The organism is Tahibacter caeni (assembly GCF_024609805.1).
Lineage (GTDB): Bacteria > Pseudomonadota > Gammaproteobacteria > Xanthomonadales > Rhodanobacteraceae > Tahibacter > Tahibacter caeni.
Window position 1 is genome coordinate 1 of the sequence record NZ_JANFVR010000061.1, and the last position, 19946, is coordinate 19946.

The window sequence follows — 19946 nt, forward strand, 5'->3', positions numbered from 1 at the left end:
CTGCGACAGGCTCGCCGCGTGCGGCGGAGCCGTCCGGCCGGTAGCCGGCGCCGCGGTCGGCGCGGTTTCGCTCGCCGGCACCGGCGCGCCGGCGACCGCGAGGCCGAGCAGCAGCGCGGCAAGACGGCGAGGCGCGAACGCGGCGCGTCCGTAGCGCTGTTGCATGGCCTGCTCCTTGGTCGGACCGCGCAGTAGAGCGCGCCCGCGACGAAAGTCGCAAGCCCTTGCGTTACTTGGCCCCAGCGTCGATTTGGGCTAGAACGTCGCCCCTTGCCGCCGGAGTACGCCATGCCGTCCATCGAGTCGCCCGACGACGCCGAACTGCTGGATCTGGGCCGCGGCGTCGCCGAGATCCTGCAGCAGCGCGGCCAGATGCTGGTCACGGCCGAGTCCTGCACCGGCGGCTGGATCGCCAAGACCCTGACCGACATCGCCGGCAGCTCGGCCTGGTTCGAGGCCGGCCTCGTCGCCTACAGCTACGAGGCCAAGCAGGCGCTGCTCGGCGTGCGGCCCGAGACGCTGGCCCAGCACGGCGCCGTCAGCCAGGAAACCGTGGTCGAAATGGTCTCCGGCGCGCTGGCCCGCTACGGCGCTTCGGTCGCCGTCGCAGTGACCGGCATCGCCGGCCCGGGCGGGGCCACGCCGGGCAAGCCGGTCGGCACGGTCTGGATAGGCTGGAAACGCCGCGGCGGCTATGCTCAGGCGCAGGTCTTCCACTTCGACGGCGACCGCGAGGCCGTGCGCCGCCACACGGTGGCGGCCGCGCTGCGCGGCGTTCAGAAAATTCTGACCGGCTGACGCGGGCGCCGCCGCAGGCGGCCGGACCCGGCCCGGTATGAAATAATCCTCGCGTTCCCTCCGCCGCAGTCGCGATCCGTGAGAATCCCGGACTCCAGACTGCGCCGCGCAACCACTCTGACGAGGATTCTGCAATGGATGACAACAAGCGCAAGGCGCTGGCTTCGGCCTTGAGCCAGATCGAGAAGCAGTTCGGCAAGGGCACGGTCATGCGCATGGGCGACAAGGCCGCAGAGCCCGTGGACGCGGTCTCGACCGGTTCCTTCGCGCTCGACATGGCGCTCGGCATCGGCGGCCTGCCGCGCGGCCGCGTCGTCGAGATCTACGGGCCGGAATCCTCCGGCAAGACGACCCTGACCCTGCAGGCCATCGCGAGCTGTCAGAGGGCCGGCGGCACCGCGGCTTTCGTCGACGCCGAGCATGCGCTGGATCCGAGCTACGCCGAAAAGCTCGGCGTCAACGTCGACGACCTGCTCGTCTCGCAGCCGGACACCGGCGAACAGGCGCTGGAAATCACCGACATGCTCGTGCGCTCCGGCGCGGTCGACATGGTCGTCATCGACTCGGTCGCCGCGCTGACGCCGAAGGCCGAAATCGAAGGCGAGATGGGCGAGATGCAGGTCGGCCTGCAGGCCCGCCTCATGAGCCAGGCGCTGCGCAAGCTGACCGGCACGATCAAGAAGTCCGGCTGCCTCGTGATCTTCATCAACCAGCTGCGCATGAAGATCGGCATGATGATGCCGGGCCAGAATCCCGAGACGACGACCGGCGGCAACGCGCTGAAGTTCTACGCCTCGGTGCGCCTGGACATCCGCCGCATCGGCTCGGTCAAGAAGGGCGACGAGATCATCGGCAACGAGACCAAGATCAAGGTCGTCAAGAACAAGCTCGCGCCGCCGTTCAAGCAGGTGTTCACCGAAATCCTCTACGGCGAAGGCATCAGCCGCGAGGGCGAGCTCATCGACCTCGGCGTCGACCACAAGCTCGTCGAGAAGTCGGGCTCCTGGTACAGCTACGGCGGCGAACGCATCGGCCAGGGCAAGGACAACGCGCGCAACTTCCTCAAGGAGCACAAGGACGTCGCCGCGCAGATCGAAGCGCAGCTGCGTACGAAGATGCTGCCGGAGCGCCGCGTGGTGTCGACGCCCGAGTTCGAGCCGGAGGAAGCCTGACCCGCGGTCCGTCGGCGCGGCCCACCGTTCGCGATGCCGGCCGGATCGGCCGGTGTCGCGCAACCGTCTGACGTTGCCGCGGGCGTGGTTTCAGGCCGGATCGACATGGACGTTTCGGTGAGTGCAAGCCGGTCAGCCGGCGCAGCGGCCAACGCGTGGCTCCGAGAACGGCGGCGTCCTGGATGTCGGTATGCCGGCTGGCTGCATCGCGGTCGGCGGCGTCACGACGAGCACGGTCACGACGAGCGGCCTCCTCGCGAGCACGGTCGCGCGGAGCAGATCGGTTGCGCCCGGTTCCGTGGCCGGCGGCCGGCCGCATCGGCGGGATCGCGGCCGTGACGGCGTGGCGCAGCGGCCGCGGCCTGCGTGGCGGCCGCGGAAACGGCGGCGGAATCCGCGATGACGACGGTCGCGCCGGACGCCGGGCTCGCACGAATCCGGCGAGCCGGGACCGCGGCGACGGCAATCGGAATCCGGGCGACGATGACAAAGCCGACGTGCCGATCGCCGGCGACGACAGCCACGTCGACGGACGTGACGACGGTGACGACGACGGCGACACCGGCAGGGCCGGAGCAGGCCGCGCGGACATCGATTCGGAGCGCCGGGGCGGTGCAGGCCGCGGTTTCGCGGGCCGTTCCCGGAGCGAGAGAGGCCGCCGCGGTGACCGGGTCGAAGGCGGCAGCGCCTCTCGCGACGGACGCGCCCGACGCGACTACGCCGGTCGTCGTACGGGCAGCGGCGACAGCGATTCCGGTGGCGACGACCGCGACGCCGATGAGCGCGCACCTGCCGAAGCGCCCGATCCATCGGCCGGCGGCGACGAAACGCAGCAGGCCTATGCCAAGGCGCTGGGCCTGCTGTCGCGCCGCGAGCATTCGCAGCGCGAGCTGCGCCGCAAGCTCGACCACAAGGGCTATGCGGCGGACGATGCAGCCGCCGCGCTGCAGCGGCTGCAGCAGCAGTCTTTCCAGAGCGATCAACGCTTTGCGCAGATGCTCGTGCGCAGCCGCGTGGCCCAGGGGCAAGGGCCGCGGCGCATACTGGCCGAACTGCGGACTCACGGCATCGACGATGCCGCCGCGCGCGAGGCGCTGGAACAGGAAGACACCGACTGGCTCGCCCTGGCGCGGCGCATCTACGCGCGCCGCTACGGCAAGGCCGCCGGGCGTGATCCGCAGGAGAGCCGCCGGCGCGCGGCATTCCTCTTGCGCCGCGGCTTTGATGCCGCCACAGTAAGGGCCATCACCCACGCCGACGACGTGGACGACTCCGCCGAGGAGTTCGATTAGGGATGGCTTGAGCGGAGCTGCCGGCCCCAGTGGCCGGCGCGTTGTTTCCGCAGCCGCGATTTCGATCCCGATCTGCACGGGACGGCAGCTGATCCGAGCTTCCCAGGCATTCTTGGCCGGTTGTCCGCGGGCGTGTCCGTATTCCGCCTCCAGTGACGACGACCATGCGTAGCAGCGCCGAGATTCGCCAGAGCTTCCTCGATTTCTTCAAGAGCAAGGGGCACGAGATCGTGCCTTCCAGTCCGCTGGTGCCGGGCAACGATCCGACCCTGCTGTTCACCAACGCCGGCATGGTGCAGTTCAAGGACGTCTTCCTCGGCGCCGAGAAGCGCAGCTACACGCGCGCTGTCTCTTCGCAGCGCTGCGTGCGCGCGGGCGGCAAGCACAACGATCTGGACCAGGTCGGCTACACGGCGCGGCATCACACCTTCTTCGAGATGCTCGGCAACTTCAGCTTCGGCGACTATTTCAAGCACGACGCGATCACCTATGCGTGGGAACTGCTGACCGAAGTCTGGAAGTTGCCGAAGGAGCGCCTGCTCGTCACCGTCTATCACACCGACGACGAGGCCTTCGACATCTGGAACAAGACCGTCGGCCTGCCGGCCGAGCGCATCGTCCGGATCGGCGACAACAAGGGCGCGCCCTACGCCTCGGACAATTTCTGGCAGATGGCCGACACCGGCCCCTGCGGTCCCTGTACCGAGATCTTCTACGACCACGGCGACCATATCCCCGGCGGCCCGCCGGGCTCGCCCGACGAGGACGGCGACCGCTTCATCGAGATCTGGAACAACGTGTTCATGCAGTTCGACCGCGCGGCCGACGGCACCTTGACGCCGCTGCCGGCGCCCTGTGTCGACACCGGCATGGGACTGGAGCGCATCTCGGCCGTGCTGCAGCACGTGCATTCCAACTACGAGATCGACCTGTTCCAGCATCTGATCAAGGCGGCCGCGGCGCTGACCCACACCCAGGATCTCGAGAACAAGTCGCTGCGCGTGATCGCCGACCACATCCGTGCCTGCAGCTTCCTGATCGTCGACGGGGTGCTGCCATCGAACGAAGGCCGCGGCTACGTCCTGCGTCGCATCATCCGTCGCGCGCTGCGCCACGGTTACATGCTCGGCGTGCGCGGACTGTTCTTCCACAGGATGGTCGGTGCGCTGGCCGAGGAAATGGGCACCGCCTATCCCGAGCTCGTCGAGAAGCGCGAGCTCGTCGAGCGTGCGCTGCGCAACGAAGAGGAGCGCTTCGCCGAGACGCTCGAAAACGGCATGAAGCTGCTCGAGTCGGCGCTGAAGGACGATACGCAGTACGCCGGCGCCGAGTCCGCCGCCAAGGTCGTGCCCGGCAAGATCGCGTTCACGCTCTACGACACCTACGGCTTTCCGGTGGATCTGACCGCCGATGTCGCGCGCGAGCAGGGCTGGTCCGTCGACATGGCCGGCTTCGAGGCCGAAATGGAAAAGCAGCGCGCCCGCGCGCGCGCGGCGAGCCAGTTCGAGACCAAGGTCATGCTGTCGGCCGAGGCGATACAGCAGCTGCCGGCGACCCAGTTCCTCGGCTATGACGCGACCGCGGCCGACGGCCTGGACCTGGTCGGCATCATCCGCGGCGCGCGGCTCGTCGACGAGCTCGCCGACGGGGAGGACGCGAGCCTGGTGCTCGATCGCACGCCGTTCTATGCCGAATCCGGCGGTCAGGTCGGCGACGTCGGCGTGCTGAGCACGGCTTACGGCCGCTTCGTCGTGCGCGACACGATCAAGCTGGCCGGCACCTTCCACGGCCACGTCGGCCGCTGGGAAGGCAAGACCCTGCGCCTCGGCGAGAAACTGCACGGCGAGATCGACGCGCCGCGCCGTGCCGCGATCGTGCTGAACCACTCGGCCACGCATCTGATGCATGCGGCCCTGCGCCAGGTGCTCGGCACCCACGTGACGCAGAAGGGTTCGCTGGTCGCGCCGGATCGCCTGCGCTTCGACTTTTCGCATTTCCAGCCGGTCACGCCCGACGAGCTGCGCACGATCGAGGATCTCGTGAATGCGCAGGTGCGCCGCAACGCGCCGGCCGACGTGCGCCAGATGGCCTACAAGGACGCGCTCGAGTTCGGCGCGATGGCGCTCTTCGGCGAGAAGTACGGCGAGCACGTGCGCGTGCTGAAGTTCGGCGATTTCTCCACGGAGCTCTGCGGCGGCACTCACGTCGGCCGCACCGGCGACATCGGACTGTTCAAGATCATCGGCGAAGGCGGCGTTGCCGCCGGCGTGCGCCGTATCGAGGCGGTGACCGGCGCCGGCGCGCTCGACTTCGTGCGCGAGGAGGAACGCCGCCTCGACGAAGTCGCCCAACTGCTCGGCGCGTCGCCGGCCGATGCGGCCGACAAGCTGCGCCAGCTGTTCGAGCGACAGAAGCGCGCCGAGCGCGAGCTCGAATCGTTCAAGGCCAAGGCCGCGGGCGCGGCGACGGCGCAGCTGGCCGACGCCGCCATCGACGTGGCTGGCACCAAGCTGATCGCCGCGCGCGTCGACGGCCTCGACGCCAAGGGGCTGCGCGAAGGCATCGACCAGATCAAGGCACGCCTGCCGGACTGTATTGTCCTGCTGGCCTCGGTCGCGGACGGAAAAGTGTCGCTGGCGGCCGGCGTGCAGGGCGCGGCGCTCGGCAAGGTCAAAGCCGGCGATCTCGTCGGTTTCGTCGCCCGCCAGATCGGCGGCAAGGGCGGCGGACGAGCCGATCTCGCGCAGGGCGGTGGAGAAGATTCGCCTGCTTTGCCGCGGATTCTCGCCGACGTTCGCGGATGGGTCGAGCAGCAGCTCGCCTGAACGCGCGCACGATTCCGACGGTGATAGCGTGAGTCGCCGGCGTCCGCTAAATATCGGCGTGACGTCGGCGTTATCTGTCGAAAGTAATGCTTGGCTTCAATTGCGTGGCCGGTGGGCGTCCGCTAGTATCGGCGCGGCGCGGTCGCCCCCAATTCGCAAGTAAAAATTTCAGTGGCGACTGACACGATGCGCGGCTTCCAGTGCGCCTGTCGTGGGTAACGGGGAGGACCGCGGAATCAGCTGCCAAGCTGCGGAAACGGTTCTGTGCGCATTCGCAATTCAACAATATGCGGTTGCCAGGACGTAGGGCCGGGACGTAGGGCGAAAGGAGAAGAACGATGCTGATTCTGACTCGCCGGGTCGGAGAGACCCTGATGATCGGAGACGAAGTCACGGTCACCGTGCTTGGAGTGAAGGGCAATCAAGTCCGCATTGGCATCAATGCGCCCAAAGATGTAGCCGTACACCGCGAAGAGATCTACCAGCGCATCAAGCGCGAGCAGGAACCCGGCGCCGGTTCGGCCGGCGGCGAATCCTGACGGCAGGCTTTACCCGAGGCGGACTAGTCGCTATTCTTCCGCGCCTTGCCGAGCCGACGAGACCGGCAAGGTAACAATCCGGAGAGATGCCCGAGAGGCCGAAGGGGCTCCCCTGCTAAGGGAGTATAGGGTCAAAAGCTCTATCGAGGGTTCGAATCCCTCTCTCTCCGCCAGTTCATCGAAAGCCCCGAGCGATCGGGGCTTTTTCGTTTCCGGACGCTTCGCGGGCCGGCGGGATCATCGCCGAGTTCGGCAGGTCGATCGAATTCGGCGGCATGGCTTCCGACGCGCGCTCGCGCCGTCGTCTGAAGTCTCGGCGCAGTGGTGCTCGCCGCGTGCGATGTCGAGCCGGCCGTACATTCGCTGCAGCGGCGACTGCGCGCGGCGAGCGTTGCGGGCAGGGCAGGGAGATCGCCGTTCCTCTCGTTCATTCGGCGCCACGGCGAGCAGTGTTTCCGCATCGACGTCGCGTTCGCCGCACGGTCCCGTGTTCCGCGCGTCGCGAATCCTGCGGCGACGGTGCGTGCGGCCGGTCTCGCGCAGCGGCTCCATGCACTGCGCCGGCCGTCGCGGCGATTCGCGAACGGAACAATGCTCGGTAAGGTAAATTGATATTATTTTCGACGAGATGGGCGGCAGGGCGGCGACAAAAAAAATTCGCCGAACCTATTGACGAGCTCACTGGAGATCCGAATAATTCCGCCTCTCGTCGCGGCGGACATTGCCAGGGCGGGCCGGCGCAAGGGATGCGTCGCGTAAAGCAGGGAAGGCAAGGTTAGTGCGCGCCCGTAGCTCAGTTGGATAGAGTACCAGGCTACGAACTTGGTGGTCGGAGGTTCGAATCCTTCCGGGCGCGCCATTTTTCGAGGGTGCTGCGGCACCCTTTTGTTTGGCGACGGCTTCAGTGTCGCATGCGTTTGGTCGCAAGGGTTGTACGCCGTTCCCCGGCAGATTGACGGTATGAACGGGCATCCGTAACATCCCCGTTTCTTTGGGATTGTCACGGGTGACCGAAGTCTGGACTGACGGGGTATAGCTCAGCCTGGTAGAGCGCTAGCTTTGGGAGCTAGATGTCGAGAGTTCGAATCCCTCTACCCCGACCAACGTGCGCAAGCCAGAGACTGCGCCTGTAGCTCAACCGGATAGAGCATCGGCCTTCTAAGCCGACGGTTGCAGGTTCGAGTCCTGTCGGGCGCGCCAATGCGATCGTAAGTTTGCGGTGGATGTAGCTCAGTCGGTTAGAGCATCGGATTGTGATTCCGAGGGTCGTGGGTTCGAGTCCCATCTTCCACCCCATGTGGGCCGCTAGCTCAATTGGTAGAGCAGCGGACTCTTAATCCGTAGGTTCCCAGTTCGAGTCTGGGGCGGCCCACCATCTTCTTTCGTCGGTCCTCACGTGGCATTCCGCAAAGTAGAGCGCAACCGGAATCGGTCGGTTCCGGTGGTGTGCGAATGTGGCGGAATTGGTAGACGCGCTGGATTTAGGTTCCAGTGGGGCAACCCGTGAGAGTTCGATTCTCTCCGTTCGCACCAGATCAGACTTCGTGGCCGCGCGGCCGCCTCGGGCGGACATGCGGCCGATCGCCGTTCGAGGAGCAACAATGCAAGTTTCCGTTGAAAACGTGGGCAAGCTCGAGCGCAAGCTCACCGTGCGCGTTCCGGCCGACCAGCTCGACAGCCAGGTGCGCAACCGTCTCAGCGACCTGAGCCGCAACGTCCGCCTGAACGGCTTCCGTCCGGGCAAGGTGCCGGCCCGGGTCATCGAACAGCGTTTCGGCGCCCAGGTGCGCAACGAAGCCATGTCCGAGCTGATCCGCGCGACCCTGGTCCAGGCCATGGAAGGGCAGAACCTGCGTCCGGCCATGCCGCCGTCGGTCGAGACCACGGGCGCCCCGAGCAACGGCGAAATCGAATACACCGCCACCTTCGAGGTCATGCCGGAAGTCGGCGCCATCGACGTCTCGAAGCTGGAAATCGTCCGCGTCGTCGCCGAAGTCACCGACGCCGACGTCGACACCATGATCGAGACCCTGCGCCAGCAGCGCCGCAGCTTCGCGCTGGTCGACCGCCCGGCCGCGGCCGGCGACATGGTCCTGTTCGAATACTCGGCTCAGTCCGGCGACTATCGCTTCCCGGCCGAAGGCCAGGACCGCGTCGGCACCGTGATCGGCTCGGGCGCGCTGTTCAAGGAACTCGAGGATAGCCTGGTCGGCCTCAAGGCCGGCGACGAGAAGACGCTGACCCTGATCTTCCCGGCGGAATTCCGCAACGAGAACCTGGCCGGCAAGGAAGCGCAGGTTGCGGTCAAGATCGTCCGCGTGCAGGTGCAGGAACTGCCGGCGCTCGACGACAGCTTCTTCGCGGCCTTCGGCATCGTCGACGGCGGCCTCGACAAGTTCCGCGCCGACGTCAAGGCCAATCTCGAGCGCGAGCTCAAGGGCACCCTGCTGGGCCGCCTCAAGACCGAAGTCGTCGAGAAGCTCGTCGGCGCCTACGCCGACCTGGAGCTGCCCAAGGGCATGATCGATGCCGAGGCGAATGCGCTGGTCCGCCAGGCCGAGGCGCAGGCGCGCCAGCAGGGCCAGACCGCCAACGTCTCCGCCGAAGGCTTCGCCGACATCGCCCGCCGCCGCGTCGCCGCCGGCCTGCTGCTCGGCGAGGTCGCGCGCCAGAACGACATCCGCCTGGATTCGCGCCGCGTCGCCGAAACCCTGAGCACGATCGCCTCGACCTACGAGGAGCCGGAGCAGGTGGTTGAACTCTACAACCGCGACCCCCAACTGATGAACGCGCTGCAGAGCCGGGTCATTGAGGATCAGGTGACCGAGTGGATCGCCGATCACGCCAAGGCTACCGAGCAGAAGCTCGGTTTCAATGAAGTGATGCGTCCGGTCGCCTGAGGTTCTCTGGCGGGGCAGGTCCAGGACCTGCCCCGTCCTGCTTTGCAGGCGCGCCGGGCGGGGTTCCGCCGGCTGGCCCTCAATGAACCCCTGGCCCGGGTAGATCTGATTCGGAGTGATCCATGTCCAAGGGTTTTGAGCCGATCCGCAACCTCAACCTCGTGCCGATGGTGGTCGAGCAGACCTCGCGCGGCGAGCGGGCCTACGACATCTACTCGCGCCTGCTCAAGGAGCGCGTGATCTTCCTGGTCGGTCCGATCGACGACTACATGGCCAACGTCGTCGTCGCCCAGCTGCTCTTCCTCGAGTCGGAAAATCCCGACAAGGACATCAACCTGTACATCAACAGCCCGGGCGGCTCGGTCACGGCCGGCATGGCGATCTACGACACCATGCAGTTCCTGAAGCCCGACGTCAGCACGATGGTCATCGGCCAGGCCGCCAGCATGGGCGCGCTGCTGCTGACCGCCGGCACCAAGGGCAAGCGCTATGCGCTGCCGAACTCCCGCGTGATGATCCACCAGCCGCTCGGCGGCTTCAGTGGCCAGGCGTCGGACATCGACATCCATGCGCGCGAGATCCTGACTATCCGCCAGCGCCTGAACGAGATCATGGCCCGCCACACCGGCCAGCCGATCGAGATCATCGCCAAGGACACGGATCGTGACAATTTCATGAGCGCTCCGGACGCCCAGAAGTACGGACTGATCGACGCCGTGCTGGAAAAACGCCCGGTCGACAGCGTCAAGTCCTGATACGGCGAAGGTTTTTTCCCCAGCGCCCAGCTGACTGCGCCTGCGCTTGCGCCGCGGGCGCAGCGGGCTCTATTCTTCGTGACGAATACGTTATCCCGGTTTTTTGAGGCAGAGCATGACTGACGATCGGCAGGGCCGTTCGAACGACAGCGGAAAGATTCTTTACTGCTCGTTCTGCGGCAAGAGTCAGCACGAGGTCCGCAAGCTGATTGCCGGTCCGTCGGTGTTCATTTGCGACGAATGCGTCGAGCTGTGCAACGACATCATCCGCGAGGAGCTCGAAGAGAAGGCGGCCAGCGCGCGCAGCCATCTGCCGAAGCCGCGCGAGATCATGGACGTTCTCGACCAGTACGTCATAGGCCAGATGCGCGCCAAGAAGACGCTCGCCGTCGCGGTCTACAACCACTACAAGCGGCTCGAGACGCGGCAGAAGAGCGACGAGGTCGAGCTGGCCAAGTCCAACATCCTGCTCGTCGGTCCGACCGGTTCGGGCAAGACCCTGCTGGCCGAGACGCTCGCCCGCCTGCTCAACGTGCCGTTCACGATCGCCGACGCGACGACCTTGACCGAAGCCGGCTACGTCGGCGAGGACGTCGAGAACATCATCCAGAAACTGCTGCAGAAGTGCGACTACGACGTCGAGAAGGCGCAGACCGGCATCGTCTACATCGACGAGATCGACAAGATCTCGCGCAAGAGCGAAAACCCGTCGATCACGCGCGACGTTTCCGGCGAGGGCGTGCAGCAGGCGCTGCTCAAGCTCATCGAAGGCACGATCGCGTCGGTGCCGCCGCAGGGCGGCCGCAAGCATCCGCAGCAGGAATTCCTTCAGGTCGACACCAAGAACATCCTGTTCATCTGCGGCGGCGCGTTCGCCGGGCTCGAGAAGATCATCCAGCAGCGCGGCGAATCCACCGGCATCGGCTTCTCGGCGGACGTGCGCAGTAAGAAGCAGACCAATTCGGTCGGCAAGGTGCTCGCCGACGTCGAGCCGGAAGACCTCGTCAAGTTCGGCCTGATTCCGGAATTCGTCGGCCGCCTGCCGGTGTTCGCGACGCTCGAGGAACTCGACGAGGTCGCTCTGGTCAAGATCCTGACCGAGCCCAAGAACGCGATCGTCAAGCAGTTCAAGAAGCTGTTCGAGATGGAAGGCGCCGAGCTCGAGTTCCGACCCGAGGCGCTGACCGCCGTCGCGCGCAAGGCGCTCAAGCGCAAGACCGGCGCGCGCGGCCTGCGCACGATTCTCGAACAGGTCCTGCTCGACACGATGTACGAGCTGCCGTCGCTCGAGCACGTCAGCAAGGTCGTCGTCGATGAGGCCGTCATCAACGGCCAGGCCGAGCCGTATCTGATCTACCGCGGCAACCTGCAATCGCGCGCCGTCGCCGAGTAGTTCCGCCGTCGCCGGCCTCCGGCCGGCGACGCGCCAGCCGGCCGGTTGCCGCCGCGCCCGCCAGCCCGCGCAGGGCTTGTTCCCACGAAGCATCAGGCCGCTCCGGCTCCGGGCACGCAACTCGCATGCGTCGCCTTGCATTCGTTCACGTCGTCCGCACTTGACGCTCCAGCAGCCTGCGCTCAGGCTGACCCTATCCGCCCGACCTCGCCGGTCGCCGCCAGGAAATGCTTCATGGAAAAGTCTGAAAAGTTGCCCGTCGCCACCGATCCGCGCTCGCTGGAGCTGCCGGTTCTGCCGCTGCGCGACGTGGTCGTCTATCCGCACATGGTCATTCCGCTGTTCGTGGGGCGCGAGAAGTCGATCCGCGCGCTGGACATCGCGATGGAAGGCGACAAGCAGATCCTGCTCGTCGCCCAGCGCAGTCCCGATGTCGATGATCCGCGTGAGTCGGATCTGCACGCGGTCGGCACCCTGGCCACCCTGCTGCAGCTGCTGAAGCTGCCGGACGGCACGATCAAGGTGCTCGTCGAGGGCGCCTCGCGCGCCGAGATCCTCGGCTATCGCGAGCGCGACGGCGTCATGGTCGGCAAGGTCAAGCCGCTCGATCCGCTGTATTCGCGCTCGGAACGCGAGATCGAAGTCGTCTCGCGCTCGCTGGTGTCCACTTTCGAGCAGTTTGTAAAACTGAACCGCAAGGTTCCGCAGGAGCTGCTCGCGACCCTGGCCGGCATCGACGATCCGAGCCGCCTCGCCGACACGATCGCCGCGCACCTCTCCATCCGCCTCGCCGACAAGCAGCGCCTGCTCGAGATGGTCGACGTCGGCGACCGCTTCGAGGCGCTGATGGGCTTCGTCGACGGCGAGATCGACGTGCAGCAGATCGAGAAGCGCATCCGCGGCCGGGTCAAGTCGCAGATGGAGAAGAGCCAGCGCGAGTACTACCTCAACGAGCAGATGAAGGCGATCCAGAAGGAACTCGGCGATCTCGAGGAGACGCCGAACGAACTGGACGAGCTCGCGCGCAAGATCAACGAGGCCGGCATGCCCAAGCCGGTGGAGACCAAGGCGCGCGCCGAGCTCAACAAGCTCAAGCAGATGTCGCCGATGTCGGCCGAGGCCACGGTCGTGCGCAACTACGTCGACTGGCTCGTCGGCGTACCGTGGAAGAAGTCGAGCAAGGTGCGCAAGGATCTCAAGGTCGCGCAGGACGTGCTCGACGAAGACCACTTCGGCCTCGAGAAGGTCAAGGAACGCATCCTCGAATATCTGGCCGTGCAGCAGCGCGTCAACAAGATGAAAGGCCCCATCCTCTGCCTCGTCGGTCCGCCGGGCGTCGGCAAGACCAGCCTGGGTCAGTCCATCGCGAAGGCGACGAACCGCAAGTTCGTGCGCATGTCGCTCGGCGGCGTGCGCGACGAGGCCGAGATCCGCGGCCATCGCCGCACCTACATCGGCTCGATGCCGGGCCGCATCGTGCAGAACATGTCCAAGGCCGGCACGCGCAATCCGCTGTTCGTGCTCGACGAGATCGACAAGATGTCGATGGACTTCCGCGGCGATCCGTCGTCGGCGCTGCTCGAAGTGCTCGATCCGGAGCAGAACTCGGCGTTCAACGACCATTACCTCGAAGTCGATTTCGACCTGTCCGAGGTCATGTGGATCGCGACGGCGAACTCGCTGAACATTCCGGCGCCGCTGCTCGACCGCATGGAGGTCATCCGCATTCCGGGCTATACGGAAGAGGAGAAGATCAACATCGCGCGGCGCTATCTGCTGCCCAAGCAGATCGGCGCGAACGGCCTCAAGCCCGAGGAGATCAGCGTCGACGAGGAAGCGATCCGCGACATCATCCGCTACTACACGCGCGAGTCCGGCGTGCGCAATCTCGAGCGCGAGATCTCCAAGGTCTGCCGCAAGGTGGTCAAGGAGCTGTCGCTGCGCGAGAGCGCGGCGAAGGAAAAGCCCGCCGAGAAGATCAAGGGCAAAGGCAAGGCCGCCGCGGCCAAGCCGGCGACCGTGCGCGTGGATTCGGGCAACCTCGATCAGTATCTCGGCGTGCAGAAGTTCACCTTCGGCCGTGCGGAGCTGCAGAACGAGGTCGGTCTCGTCACGGGCCTGGCCTGGACCCAGGTCGGCGGCGATCTGCTGAGCATCGAAGCGACGGTCGTACCGGGCAAGGGCAAGCTGATCCACACGGGCCAGCTCGGCGACGTGATGCAGGAGTCGATCCAGGCGGCGCTCAGCGTCGTGCGCGGTCGCTCCGACCGCCTCGGCGTCGATCCGGAGTTCCACCAGAAGTACGACATCCACATCCACGTGCCCGAAGGCGCGACGCCGAAGGACGGGCCGAGTGCAGGCATCGCCATGTGCACGGCGCTGGTCTCGGCGCTGACCAAGGTGCCCGTGCGTTCCGAGGTCGCGATGACCGGCGAGATCACGTTGCGCGGCCGCGTGCTGCCGATCGGCGGACTCAAGGAAAAGCTGCTCGCCGCGCACCGCGGCGGCATCACGACGGTGATCATTCCGGAAGAGAACAAGAAAGATCTCGTCGACATTCCGAAGAACGTCACCGAAACGCTGGAAATCCATGCGGTTCGCTGGATCGACGAAGTGCTCGACATCGCGCTGGAGCGGCCGTTGACGCCGGCCCAGAAAACCGACCCGAGCCAGCAGACCAAGGCCGCCACCGAGCCCAAGCGCGACGAAGCGGCCGAACCGCAGCCCGTGCGTCCGCACTGAGTCCGCGGCGGCGGGCGTGGCGGATTGCCGCGCTCGCCGTTTCTTCCGTTCCTCCCCTCCGAGACGCTCCGCCGGCACCCGCCGCGGAGCGTTTTTGTATCCGTCGAAACCGTCCCGCACCGCGTGTTCCGGAAAGCCGGAAAAACCGCGTCAGAACGCGCAAAAAGCCCGTAAAACGGCGCCCGGCGTTTTGTTGCGTGCCTACTAGGCCGCTGGTATAAAGGCCGGGACGTGGTCCGAGTGACTGCAAAGGTCCGGGCGATCACGGGGTCCGCGAAGCGCACTTTCCGAAAGTCACCCGGTGTTCCAGGGACAGAGTCGTTTCGCCACAGAACAAGCGTAGCGGGTCGCAGTTTCCGAGAGGGATTGTTAAATGAACAAATCAGAATTCGTGGGTGCGGTGGCCGACGCCGCCGAGCTGACCAAGGTGGATGCTGCGAAGGCCGTCGACGCGATGGTCGAAGTCATCACCAAGGCGCTCAAGAAAGGCGACACCGTGTCCCTCGTCGGCTTCGGCACCTTCGCTGTGCGCAAGCGCGCCGCGCGTACCGGCCGCAACCCGCGCACGAACGAAGAGATCAAGATCAAGGCGTCCAAGAACCCGGCCTTCAAGGCTGGCAAAGCCCTCAAGGATGCCCTAAACTAACCGGCTCCCGCGAGGGGTGCTTAGCTCAGCGGTAGAGCGTCTCCCTTACACGGAGAGGGTCGGGGGTTCGAAACCCTCAGCACCCACCAATGCCGTGGAGTGGTAGTTCAGTCGGTTAGAATATCGGCCTGTCACGCCGAGGGTCGCGGGTTCGAGTCCCGTCCACTCCGCCATCTTCGAAGGGCGCCCCGTACAAGGCGCCCTTTTTTCTATCCGGTCCGTGCAGCAGACCGCGCGGTTCGGGAATACGACAGCGGCGTCCCATGCCGTCGCTGCGGCCAACCACAATAAGTTCAGGCAAGCCTCATGTTGCAAGCGCTGCGAGACAAGACTTCCGGACTCATAGCGAAAATCGTGCTCGGCGCGCTGATTTTCGTATTCTCATTCTTCGGCATCGAATCGTACTTCACGGGTCGCAACGAGACCTGGGTGGCCAAGGTCGACAAGAGCGAGATCTCGGCCGAGCAGTTCCGCGAGCGCTTCCAGAACTACCGGTCGGCGATGCTGCAGCGCTCCAACGGCCAGCTCGATCCGGCCCTGCTCGAGCGGCCCGAGGTCAAGCGCCAGGTGCTCGACGCGCTGATCGACGAACGCCTGATGCTCAATGCGAACGAGAAGCTCGGCATCGTGATTCCCGACGAGCGCGTGCGCGAGCTGATCCGCTCCTATCCGCAGTTCCAGGTCGACGGCAAGTTCGACGAGGGCGCCTACCGTGCCGTGCTCGCCGGCGCGCAGCGCTCGCCGATGCAGTTCCAGGAGCAGCAGCGCGAGGCGCTCGCCGCCGACGAGCTGCGCACTCTGATCGGTTCCATCGGCGTCGTCACGCCGCGCGCGATCGACGATCACATCCGGCTGCGCGACCAGACCCGCGACCTGCGCACCCTGACCCTGCCCAAGCCCGCCGAAACGCCGACGGTCGACGACGCGCAGATCGAGAGTTACTACAAGGCGCACCTGTCCGACTACATGACCGCGGAAACGGTGTCGCTCGACTACATCGAGTTCGACGCGAAGGCCGTGAAGATGGAAGAGACTCCCGACGAGTCCGTGCTGCGCGAGCGCTACGACCGCGAGAAGGCGCGCTATCTGACGCCGGAGCAGCGCCTGGCCTCGCACATCCTGATCACCGCCAAGGGCGGCGACGCCGATGCGCAGAAGGCCGCGCTGGCCAAGGCCCAGCAGATCGCCAAGAGCGTGCGCGGCGGCAAGGACTTCGCGGCCGCGGCCAAGGAGTCTTCCGAAGACCTCGGCTCCAAGGCGGAAGGCGGCGACCTCGGCTGGCTGCAGCAGGGCGTCAGCGAGCCGGCGTTCGAAACGGCGCTGTTCGCGCTGAAGAAGGGCGAGATTTCCGAACCCGTGCTGTCTGCCGAGGGCTATCACGTCATCCAGCTGCGCGACGTCCGCGAGCGCAAGGAGAAGACCTTCGACGAGGTCAAGGCGGAGCTGGCCAAGAGCTATCTCGAAAGCGAGCGCGAACGCCTGTTCGGCGAACTGGCCAGCAAGGTCTACGACCAGAGCCGCACCGACCTGACCTCGCTCGACGGCGCGGCCAGGCTCGCCGGCGTCGAGGTGCAGAAGACCGCACAGTTCCCACGCACCGGCGGTCCCGGCATCGCCGCGAATCCGGCCGTGCAGAAGGCGGCGTTCTCCGACAGCGTGCTCGTGCACGGCGAGAATTCCGAACTGCTCGACCTCGGCGACGACCGCCGCGTCATCGTGCGTCTCGGCGAGCACAAGCGCAGCGAACAGCGTCCGCTCGAGGAAGTGCGCGACGACGTCCGCACGCGCCTCGTCAACGAAGCGCTGACCAAGGCCGCGCGCGAACGCGCCGACGGTCTGCTCGAGCGCCTGCGCAAGGGCGAGACCCTCGAACAGCTCGCGACCGAACTGAAGCTCAGTGTCGTCGAGGCCAAGGGCACGGGGCGCAGCGCCGCGAACGTCGACTCGCGCATCATCGGCGCCGCATTCAAGCTGTCGCGTCCGGCCGAAGGCAAGTCCGAATACGGCAACGTCTCGCTGCCCGGAGAGTCCTACGCGCTGTTCGCCGTGGACAAGGTCACCGACGGCGACGTGGCGAAGGTCGACGAGGCCGGCCGCGAAGCCGTGCGCAACCAGCTGCAGGCGCTCAATTCGATGATCGCGACGAGCGAGTTCGTCGCCTCGCTGCGCAAGGCGGCGAAGATCCAGATCGCCGAAGACCGCATGCAGTGACCCCGCAGTGATGACCGATCGCGCCGCGGCGTGGATGCCGCGGCATGAATCCGGAAGGCCGCCCCAGGGCGGCCTTTTCGTTGTAGTGCAGTGCCGTCGCTGCGGAGGCATCGCAAGCGCGTGGTCACGCGGATATGCCGCCGGGTAAACCGCCTCGGACGAAAAAGGCCGCCTCGCGGCGGCCTCTTTCGTCGTGCGGCACGGCGTCCGTCGTTTCAGATGCCGGTCATGCCGAGAATGTTGTAGCCCGCGTCGACGTAGGTGATCTCGCCGGTCACGCCCGAGGCGAGGTCCGAGCTCAGGAATGCGGCCACATTGCCGACTTCGTCGATCGTGACGCTGCGGCGCAGCGGCGCGTGATCTTCGACGTGGTCGAGCATCTTGCGGAAATTGGCGATGCCGGCGGCGGCGAGGGTCTTGATCGGGCCGGCCGAGATCGCGTTGACGCGCGTGCCCTCGGGGCCGAGGTTGAACGCGAGGTAGCGCACGCAGGCCTCGAGGCTGGCCTTGGCCAGGCCCATGACGTTGTAGCTCGTCAATGCGCGCTCGGCGCCGAGGTAGCTCAAGGTGAGCACCGAACCGTTGCGGCCCTGCATCATCGGCCGTGCGGCCTTGGCCAGCGCTGCCAGGCTGTAGCTCGAGATGTCGTGGGCGATCGCGAAGTTCTCGCGCGTGAGCCCGTCGAGGAAGCCGCCCTGAAGCGCTTCGCGCGGTGCGAAGCCGACCGAATGCACGAGGATGTCGAAGCCGTCCCAGTGCTTGCCGAGCTCGCCGAACAGGTTCTCGATCTCGGCGTCGCTGGCGACGTCGCAGGGCAGCACGATGTTGCTGCCGAACGCATTCGCGGCTTCGTCGACGCGGTCGCGCAGGCGCTCGTTCTGATAGGTGAAGGCGAGCTGCGCGCCTTCGCGATGCATCGCATTGGCGATGCCCCAGGCGATGGAACGCTGGCTGGCGATGCCGACGATCAGTGCGCGCTTGCCGTGCAGAAAACCCATGAAACCTCCCGTACGAATGGACATCGTTGCGTTGCGTTGAAGCCGCGGCGGACTGCGGTGTCGCCGCGCTGCCTGCCGGTTCGCCGACCGTCGCGTCGGCGGATTTCGCGGCGACCCGAGTTCGACGTGCCGGCGCAGCTGCCGGCCCAACGAGGCAGTGTAGCGATTTGTCGCCGGAGCCGCCCCAACGCCCGTTTGCCGCGGGAGGCGTCAGTCCACGGCCTGGATGAACAGTTTCTGCCCGGGCTTGAGCTGCGCCTTGTCGCCGAGGCGGTTCCAGCGGCGCAGATCGCCGACCTTGACTTTGTGCGTCTTGGCGAGGGTCCAGAGATTGTCGCCGTTCTTGACCGTGACCGTCGCGCTCGCGCGCTGCTGCGCTTCGGGCGACAGCGGCGGCGGTTGCTGCTGCAGCGGCGTACCGACGTTCTTGCCGAGCGTGGAGGGCAGGAACACGGTCGCGCCGGCGGCGAACTCGCGCGCTGTATCGACGCCGTTGGCCGCGCCGACCAGATCGATCGGCACCGCGGCTGCGCCGGCCAGTTCCTCCACGCCGCTGCGTTCGCGCAGCTTGACGGCGTCCCAGGTGCTCCAGGCGCTCGGCGCGAGCTGGGTGTAGCGCTGCTGGAAGCGCGACAGCGCAGGCTTGGGCAGCAGCAGGTGCATCGGCGCCGACGCGGAGATGCGCGACTGGCGATGTCCGGCGTTGTAGCGGCGCAAGGTGTCCTCGGGCACGTCGGCCAGTCGCGCGGCCACGCGCATGTCGATCGGTGCGGTCAAGGTGACGCGGACCAGATGGTCGTCCTCCGAAGGCTCCGGCAAGGTCACGCCGAAGCGTTCGGGATCGTTGACGACGCAACCCAGCGCGAGCAGCTTGGCGAGATGGTCGTGAGTGATCGGCGACAGCTTGAGGCTCGCGAGTTCCTCGCGGCTCAGTGCCGTGCGGTTGTCCTGCAGCAGCTTCTTGACGCGATACTCGCCGGCGTTGAACGCCATGTCGACGAGGCGCCAGTCGCCGAACTCGTCCTGGTAGCGCTTGAGCATCGCGACGGCCGCGCTGCTCGATGCCCAGGCGTCGAGGCGGCCGTCGTAGTGCGGCGATACCTGCAGTCCGGCGCTGCGCGCGGTCTCGGGCATGAACTGCCACATGCCGGCCGGCGTGCCGTTGCGCCCGACCACGGGTTCGTAGTGGCTTTCGAGATATGGCAGCAGCGCGAATTCGCCGGGCAGGTCGTTGCGTTCGAGCTCGTCGAGCACGAGCATCAGGAACGGCAGGGCGCGCTTGAGCGACGCGGCGAAACGGTCCGGCCCCTGCGTGTACGTGCGCGCCCAGCGCTGCACGGCCGGACTGTATTCGCAGCCCGGCATCGCAAAGCGCGTGCGCAGGCGCACCCAGACCGAATTCGCGTCGGCCGCGGCGACCTTGCCCGGCGCAGTGAAGTCCGGCGCCGGCGCGAACGGCACGTCGATGCGGTCGGGCGGTTCCACGCGCAGATCCAGCGGCGGCAGCGACGTCGCCGTCGCGATCGCGCTGTCCTGGCCGACGGGCTGGCGCGGCGCCGTCGCGCAGGCGGCGAGCAGCAGCATCGGCGCGAGCGCGAGGCGGCGCAGCGGCAGTCGTGCGTTCATGCGGCAGGCGCCCGGAACTGGTCCTTGCCGCGGCGCAGTGCGGCGAAGC

Annotated in this window: 14 protein-coding genes and 9 tRNA genes; 20 read left to right on the top strand and 3 right to left on the bottom strand. The window is 66.5% G+C overall.

Annotated elements, in window-relative coordinates:
• Positions 1-288 precede the first annotated feature (288 nt).
• Together NON22_RS07800 and recA are read left to right on the top strand one after the other, a co-directional pair.
• On the top strand, positions 289-798 hold the full coding sequence (locus NON22_RS07800; protein WP_306673695.1) for a CinA family protein: 510 nt from the start codon (positions 289-291) through the stop codon (positions 796-798).
• Positions 799-932: 134 nt separating this feature from the next.
• Positions 933-1970 (top strand): recombinase RecA, encoded by a 1038-nt coding sequence (recA, locus tag NON22_RS07805; protein WP_257386373.1) that lies wholly within the window; start codon positions 933-935, stop codon positions 1968-1970.
• 236 nt (positions 1971-2206) lie between these two features.
• On the opposite strand, the gene NON22_RS07810 is transcribed toward recA, so the two are convergent.
• Positions 2207-2953 carry a hypothetical protein gene (locus tag NON22_RS07810; protein WP_257386386.1) on the bottom strand — a complete coding sequence of 249 codons (747 nt, stop codon included), beginning with the start codon at positions 2951-2953 and terminating at the stop codon, positions 2207-2209.
• Between NON22_RS07810 and NON22_RS07815 the strand changes: the two genes are divergently transcribed.
• From NON22_RS07815 to NON22_RS07900, 18 genes are all read left to right on the top strand, one after another.
• The gene (locus NON22_RS07815) at positions 2861-3262 is read left to right on the top strand and encodes a regulatory protein RecX (protein ID WP_425507960.1); all 402 of its coding nucleotides are present in this window, start codon (positions 2861-2863) and stop codon (positions 3260-3262) included. The genes NON22_RS07810 and NON22_RS07815 overlap by 93 nt on opposite strands.
• A gap of 164 nt (positions 3263-3426) precedes the next feature.
• Positions 3427-6087, top strand: a complete 2661-nt coding sequence (gene alaS, locus NON22_RS07820) for an alanine--tRNA ligase (protein WP_257386374.1) — start codon at positions 3427-3429, stop codon at positions 6085-6087.
• 338 nt (positions 6088-6425) lie between these two features.
• Positions 6426-6626, top strand: coding sequence for a carbon storage regulator CsrA (csrA, locus tag NON22_RS07825; RefSeq protein ID WP_257386375.1), 201 nt, complete (start codon positions 6426-6428; stop codon positions 6624-6626).
• Positions 6627-6706: 80 nt separating this feature from the next.
• Positions 6707-6799: transfer RNA gene (locus NON22_RS07830), tRNA-Ser, on the top strand.
• A gap of 609 nt (positions 6800-7408) precedes the next feature.
• Positions 7409-7485, top strand: a tRNA-Arg gene (locus tag NON22_RS07835).
• A 167-nt stretch (positions 7486-7652) separates the two neighbouring features.
• A tRNA-Pro gene (locus NON22_RS07840) sits at positions 7653-7729 on the top strand.
• Between the two features lie 20 nt (positions 7730-7749).
• A tRNA-Arg gene (locus NON22_RS07845) sits at positions 7750-7826 on the top strand.
• Positions 7827-7845: 19 nt separating this feature from the next.
• A tRNA-His gene (locus NON22_RS07850) sits at positions 7846-7922 on the top strand.
• A gap of 3 nt (positions 7923-7925) precedes the next feature.
• Positions 7926-8001: transfer RNA gene (locus NON22_RS07855), tRNA-Lys, on the top strand.
• A 73-nt stretch (positions 8002-8074) separates the two neighbouring features.
• Positions 8075-8159: transfer RNA gene (locus tag NON22_RS07860), tRNA-Leu, on the top strand.
• Between the two features lie 68 nt (positions 8160-8227).
• A complete protein-coding gene (tig, locus tag NON22_RS07865; protein WP_257386376.1) occupies positions 8228-9526 on the top strand; it encodes a trigger factor in 1299 nt (432 codons plus the stop codon).
• 122 nt (positions 9527-9648) lie between these two features.
• Positions 9649-10281: an ATP-dependent Clp endopeptidase proteolytic subunit ClpP gene (clpP, locus tag NON22_RS07870; protein WP_257386377.1), complete on the top strand. Its 633-nt coding sequence runs from the start codon at positions 9649-9651 to the stop codon at positions 10279-10281.
• A 115-nt stretch (positions 10282-10396) separates the two neighbouring features.
• Positions 10397-11674 carry an ATP-dependent Clp protease ATP-binding subunit ClpX gene (gene clpX, locus NON22_RS07875; RefSeq protein ID WP_257386378.1) on the top strand — a complete coding sequence of 426 codons (1278 nt, stop codon included), beginning with the start codon at positions 10397-10399 and terminating at the stop codon, positions 11672-11674.
• Positions 11675-11908: 234 nt separating this feature from the next.
• Positions 11909-14416 (top strand): endopeptidase La, encoded by a 2508-nt coding sequence (gene lon, locus NON22_RS07880; protein WP_257386379.1) that lies wholly within the window; start codon positions 11909-11911, stop codon positions 14414-14416.
• Between the two features lie 373 nt (positions 14417-14789).
• A complete protein-coding gene (locus NON22_RS07885; protein ID WP_257386380.1) occupies positions 14790-15062 on the top strand; it encodes an HU family DNA-binding protein in 273 nt (90 codons plus the stop codon).
• Between the two features lie 14 nt (positions 15063-15076).
• Positions 15077-15151 (top strand) — tRNA-Val (locus tag NON22_RS07890).
• 7 nt (positions 15152-15158) lie between these two features.
• Positions 15159-15235: transfer RNA gene (locus tag NON22_RS07895), tRNA-Asp, on the top strand.
• 133 nt (positions 15236-15368) lie between these two features.
• Positions 15369-17273: a SurA N-terminal domain-containing protein gene (locus NON22_RS07900; protein ID WP_257386381.1), complete on the top strand. Its 1905-nt coding sequence runs from the start codon at positions 15369-15371 to the stop codon at positions 17271-17273.
• A gap of 215 nt (positions 17274-17488) precedes the next feature.
• On the opposite strand, the gene NON22_RS07905 is transcribed toward NON22_RS07900, so the two are convergent.
• Both NON22_RS07905 and NON22_RS07910 read right to left on the bottom strand, forming a co-directional pair.
• A complete protein-coding gene (locus NON22_RS07905) occupies positions 17489-18271 on the bottom strand; it encodes an enoyl-ACP reductase FabI (RefSeq protein WP_257386382.1) in 783 nt (260 codons plus the stop codon).
• Positions 18272-18481: 210 nt separating this feature from the next.
• Positions 18482-19897: a transglycosylase SLT domain-containing protein gene (locus NON22_RS07910; protein ID WP_257386383.1), complete on the bottom strand. Its 1416-nt coding sequence runs from the start codon at positions 19895-19897 to the stop codon at positions 18482-18484.
• Between the last annotated feature and the right edge of the window lie 49 nt (positions 19898-19946).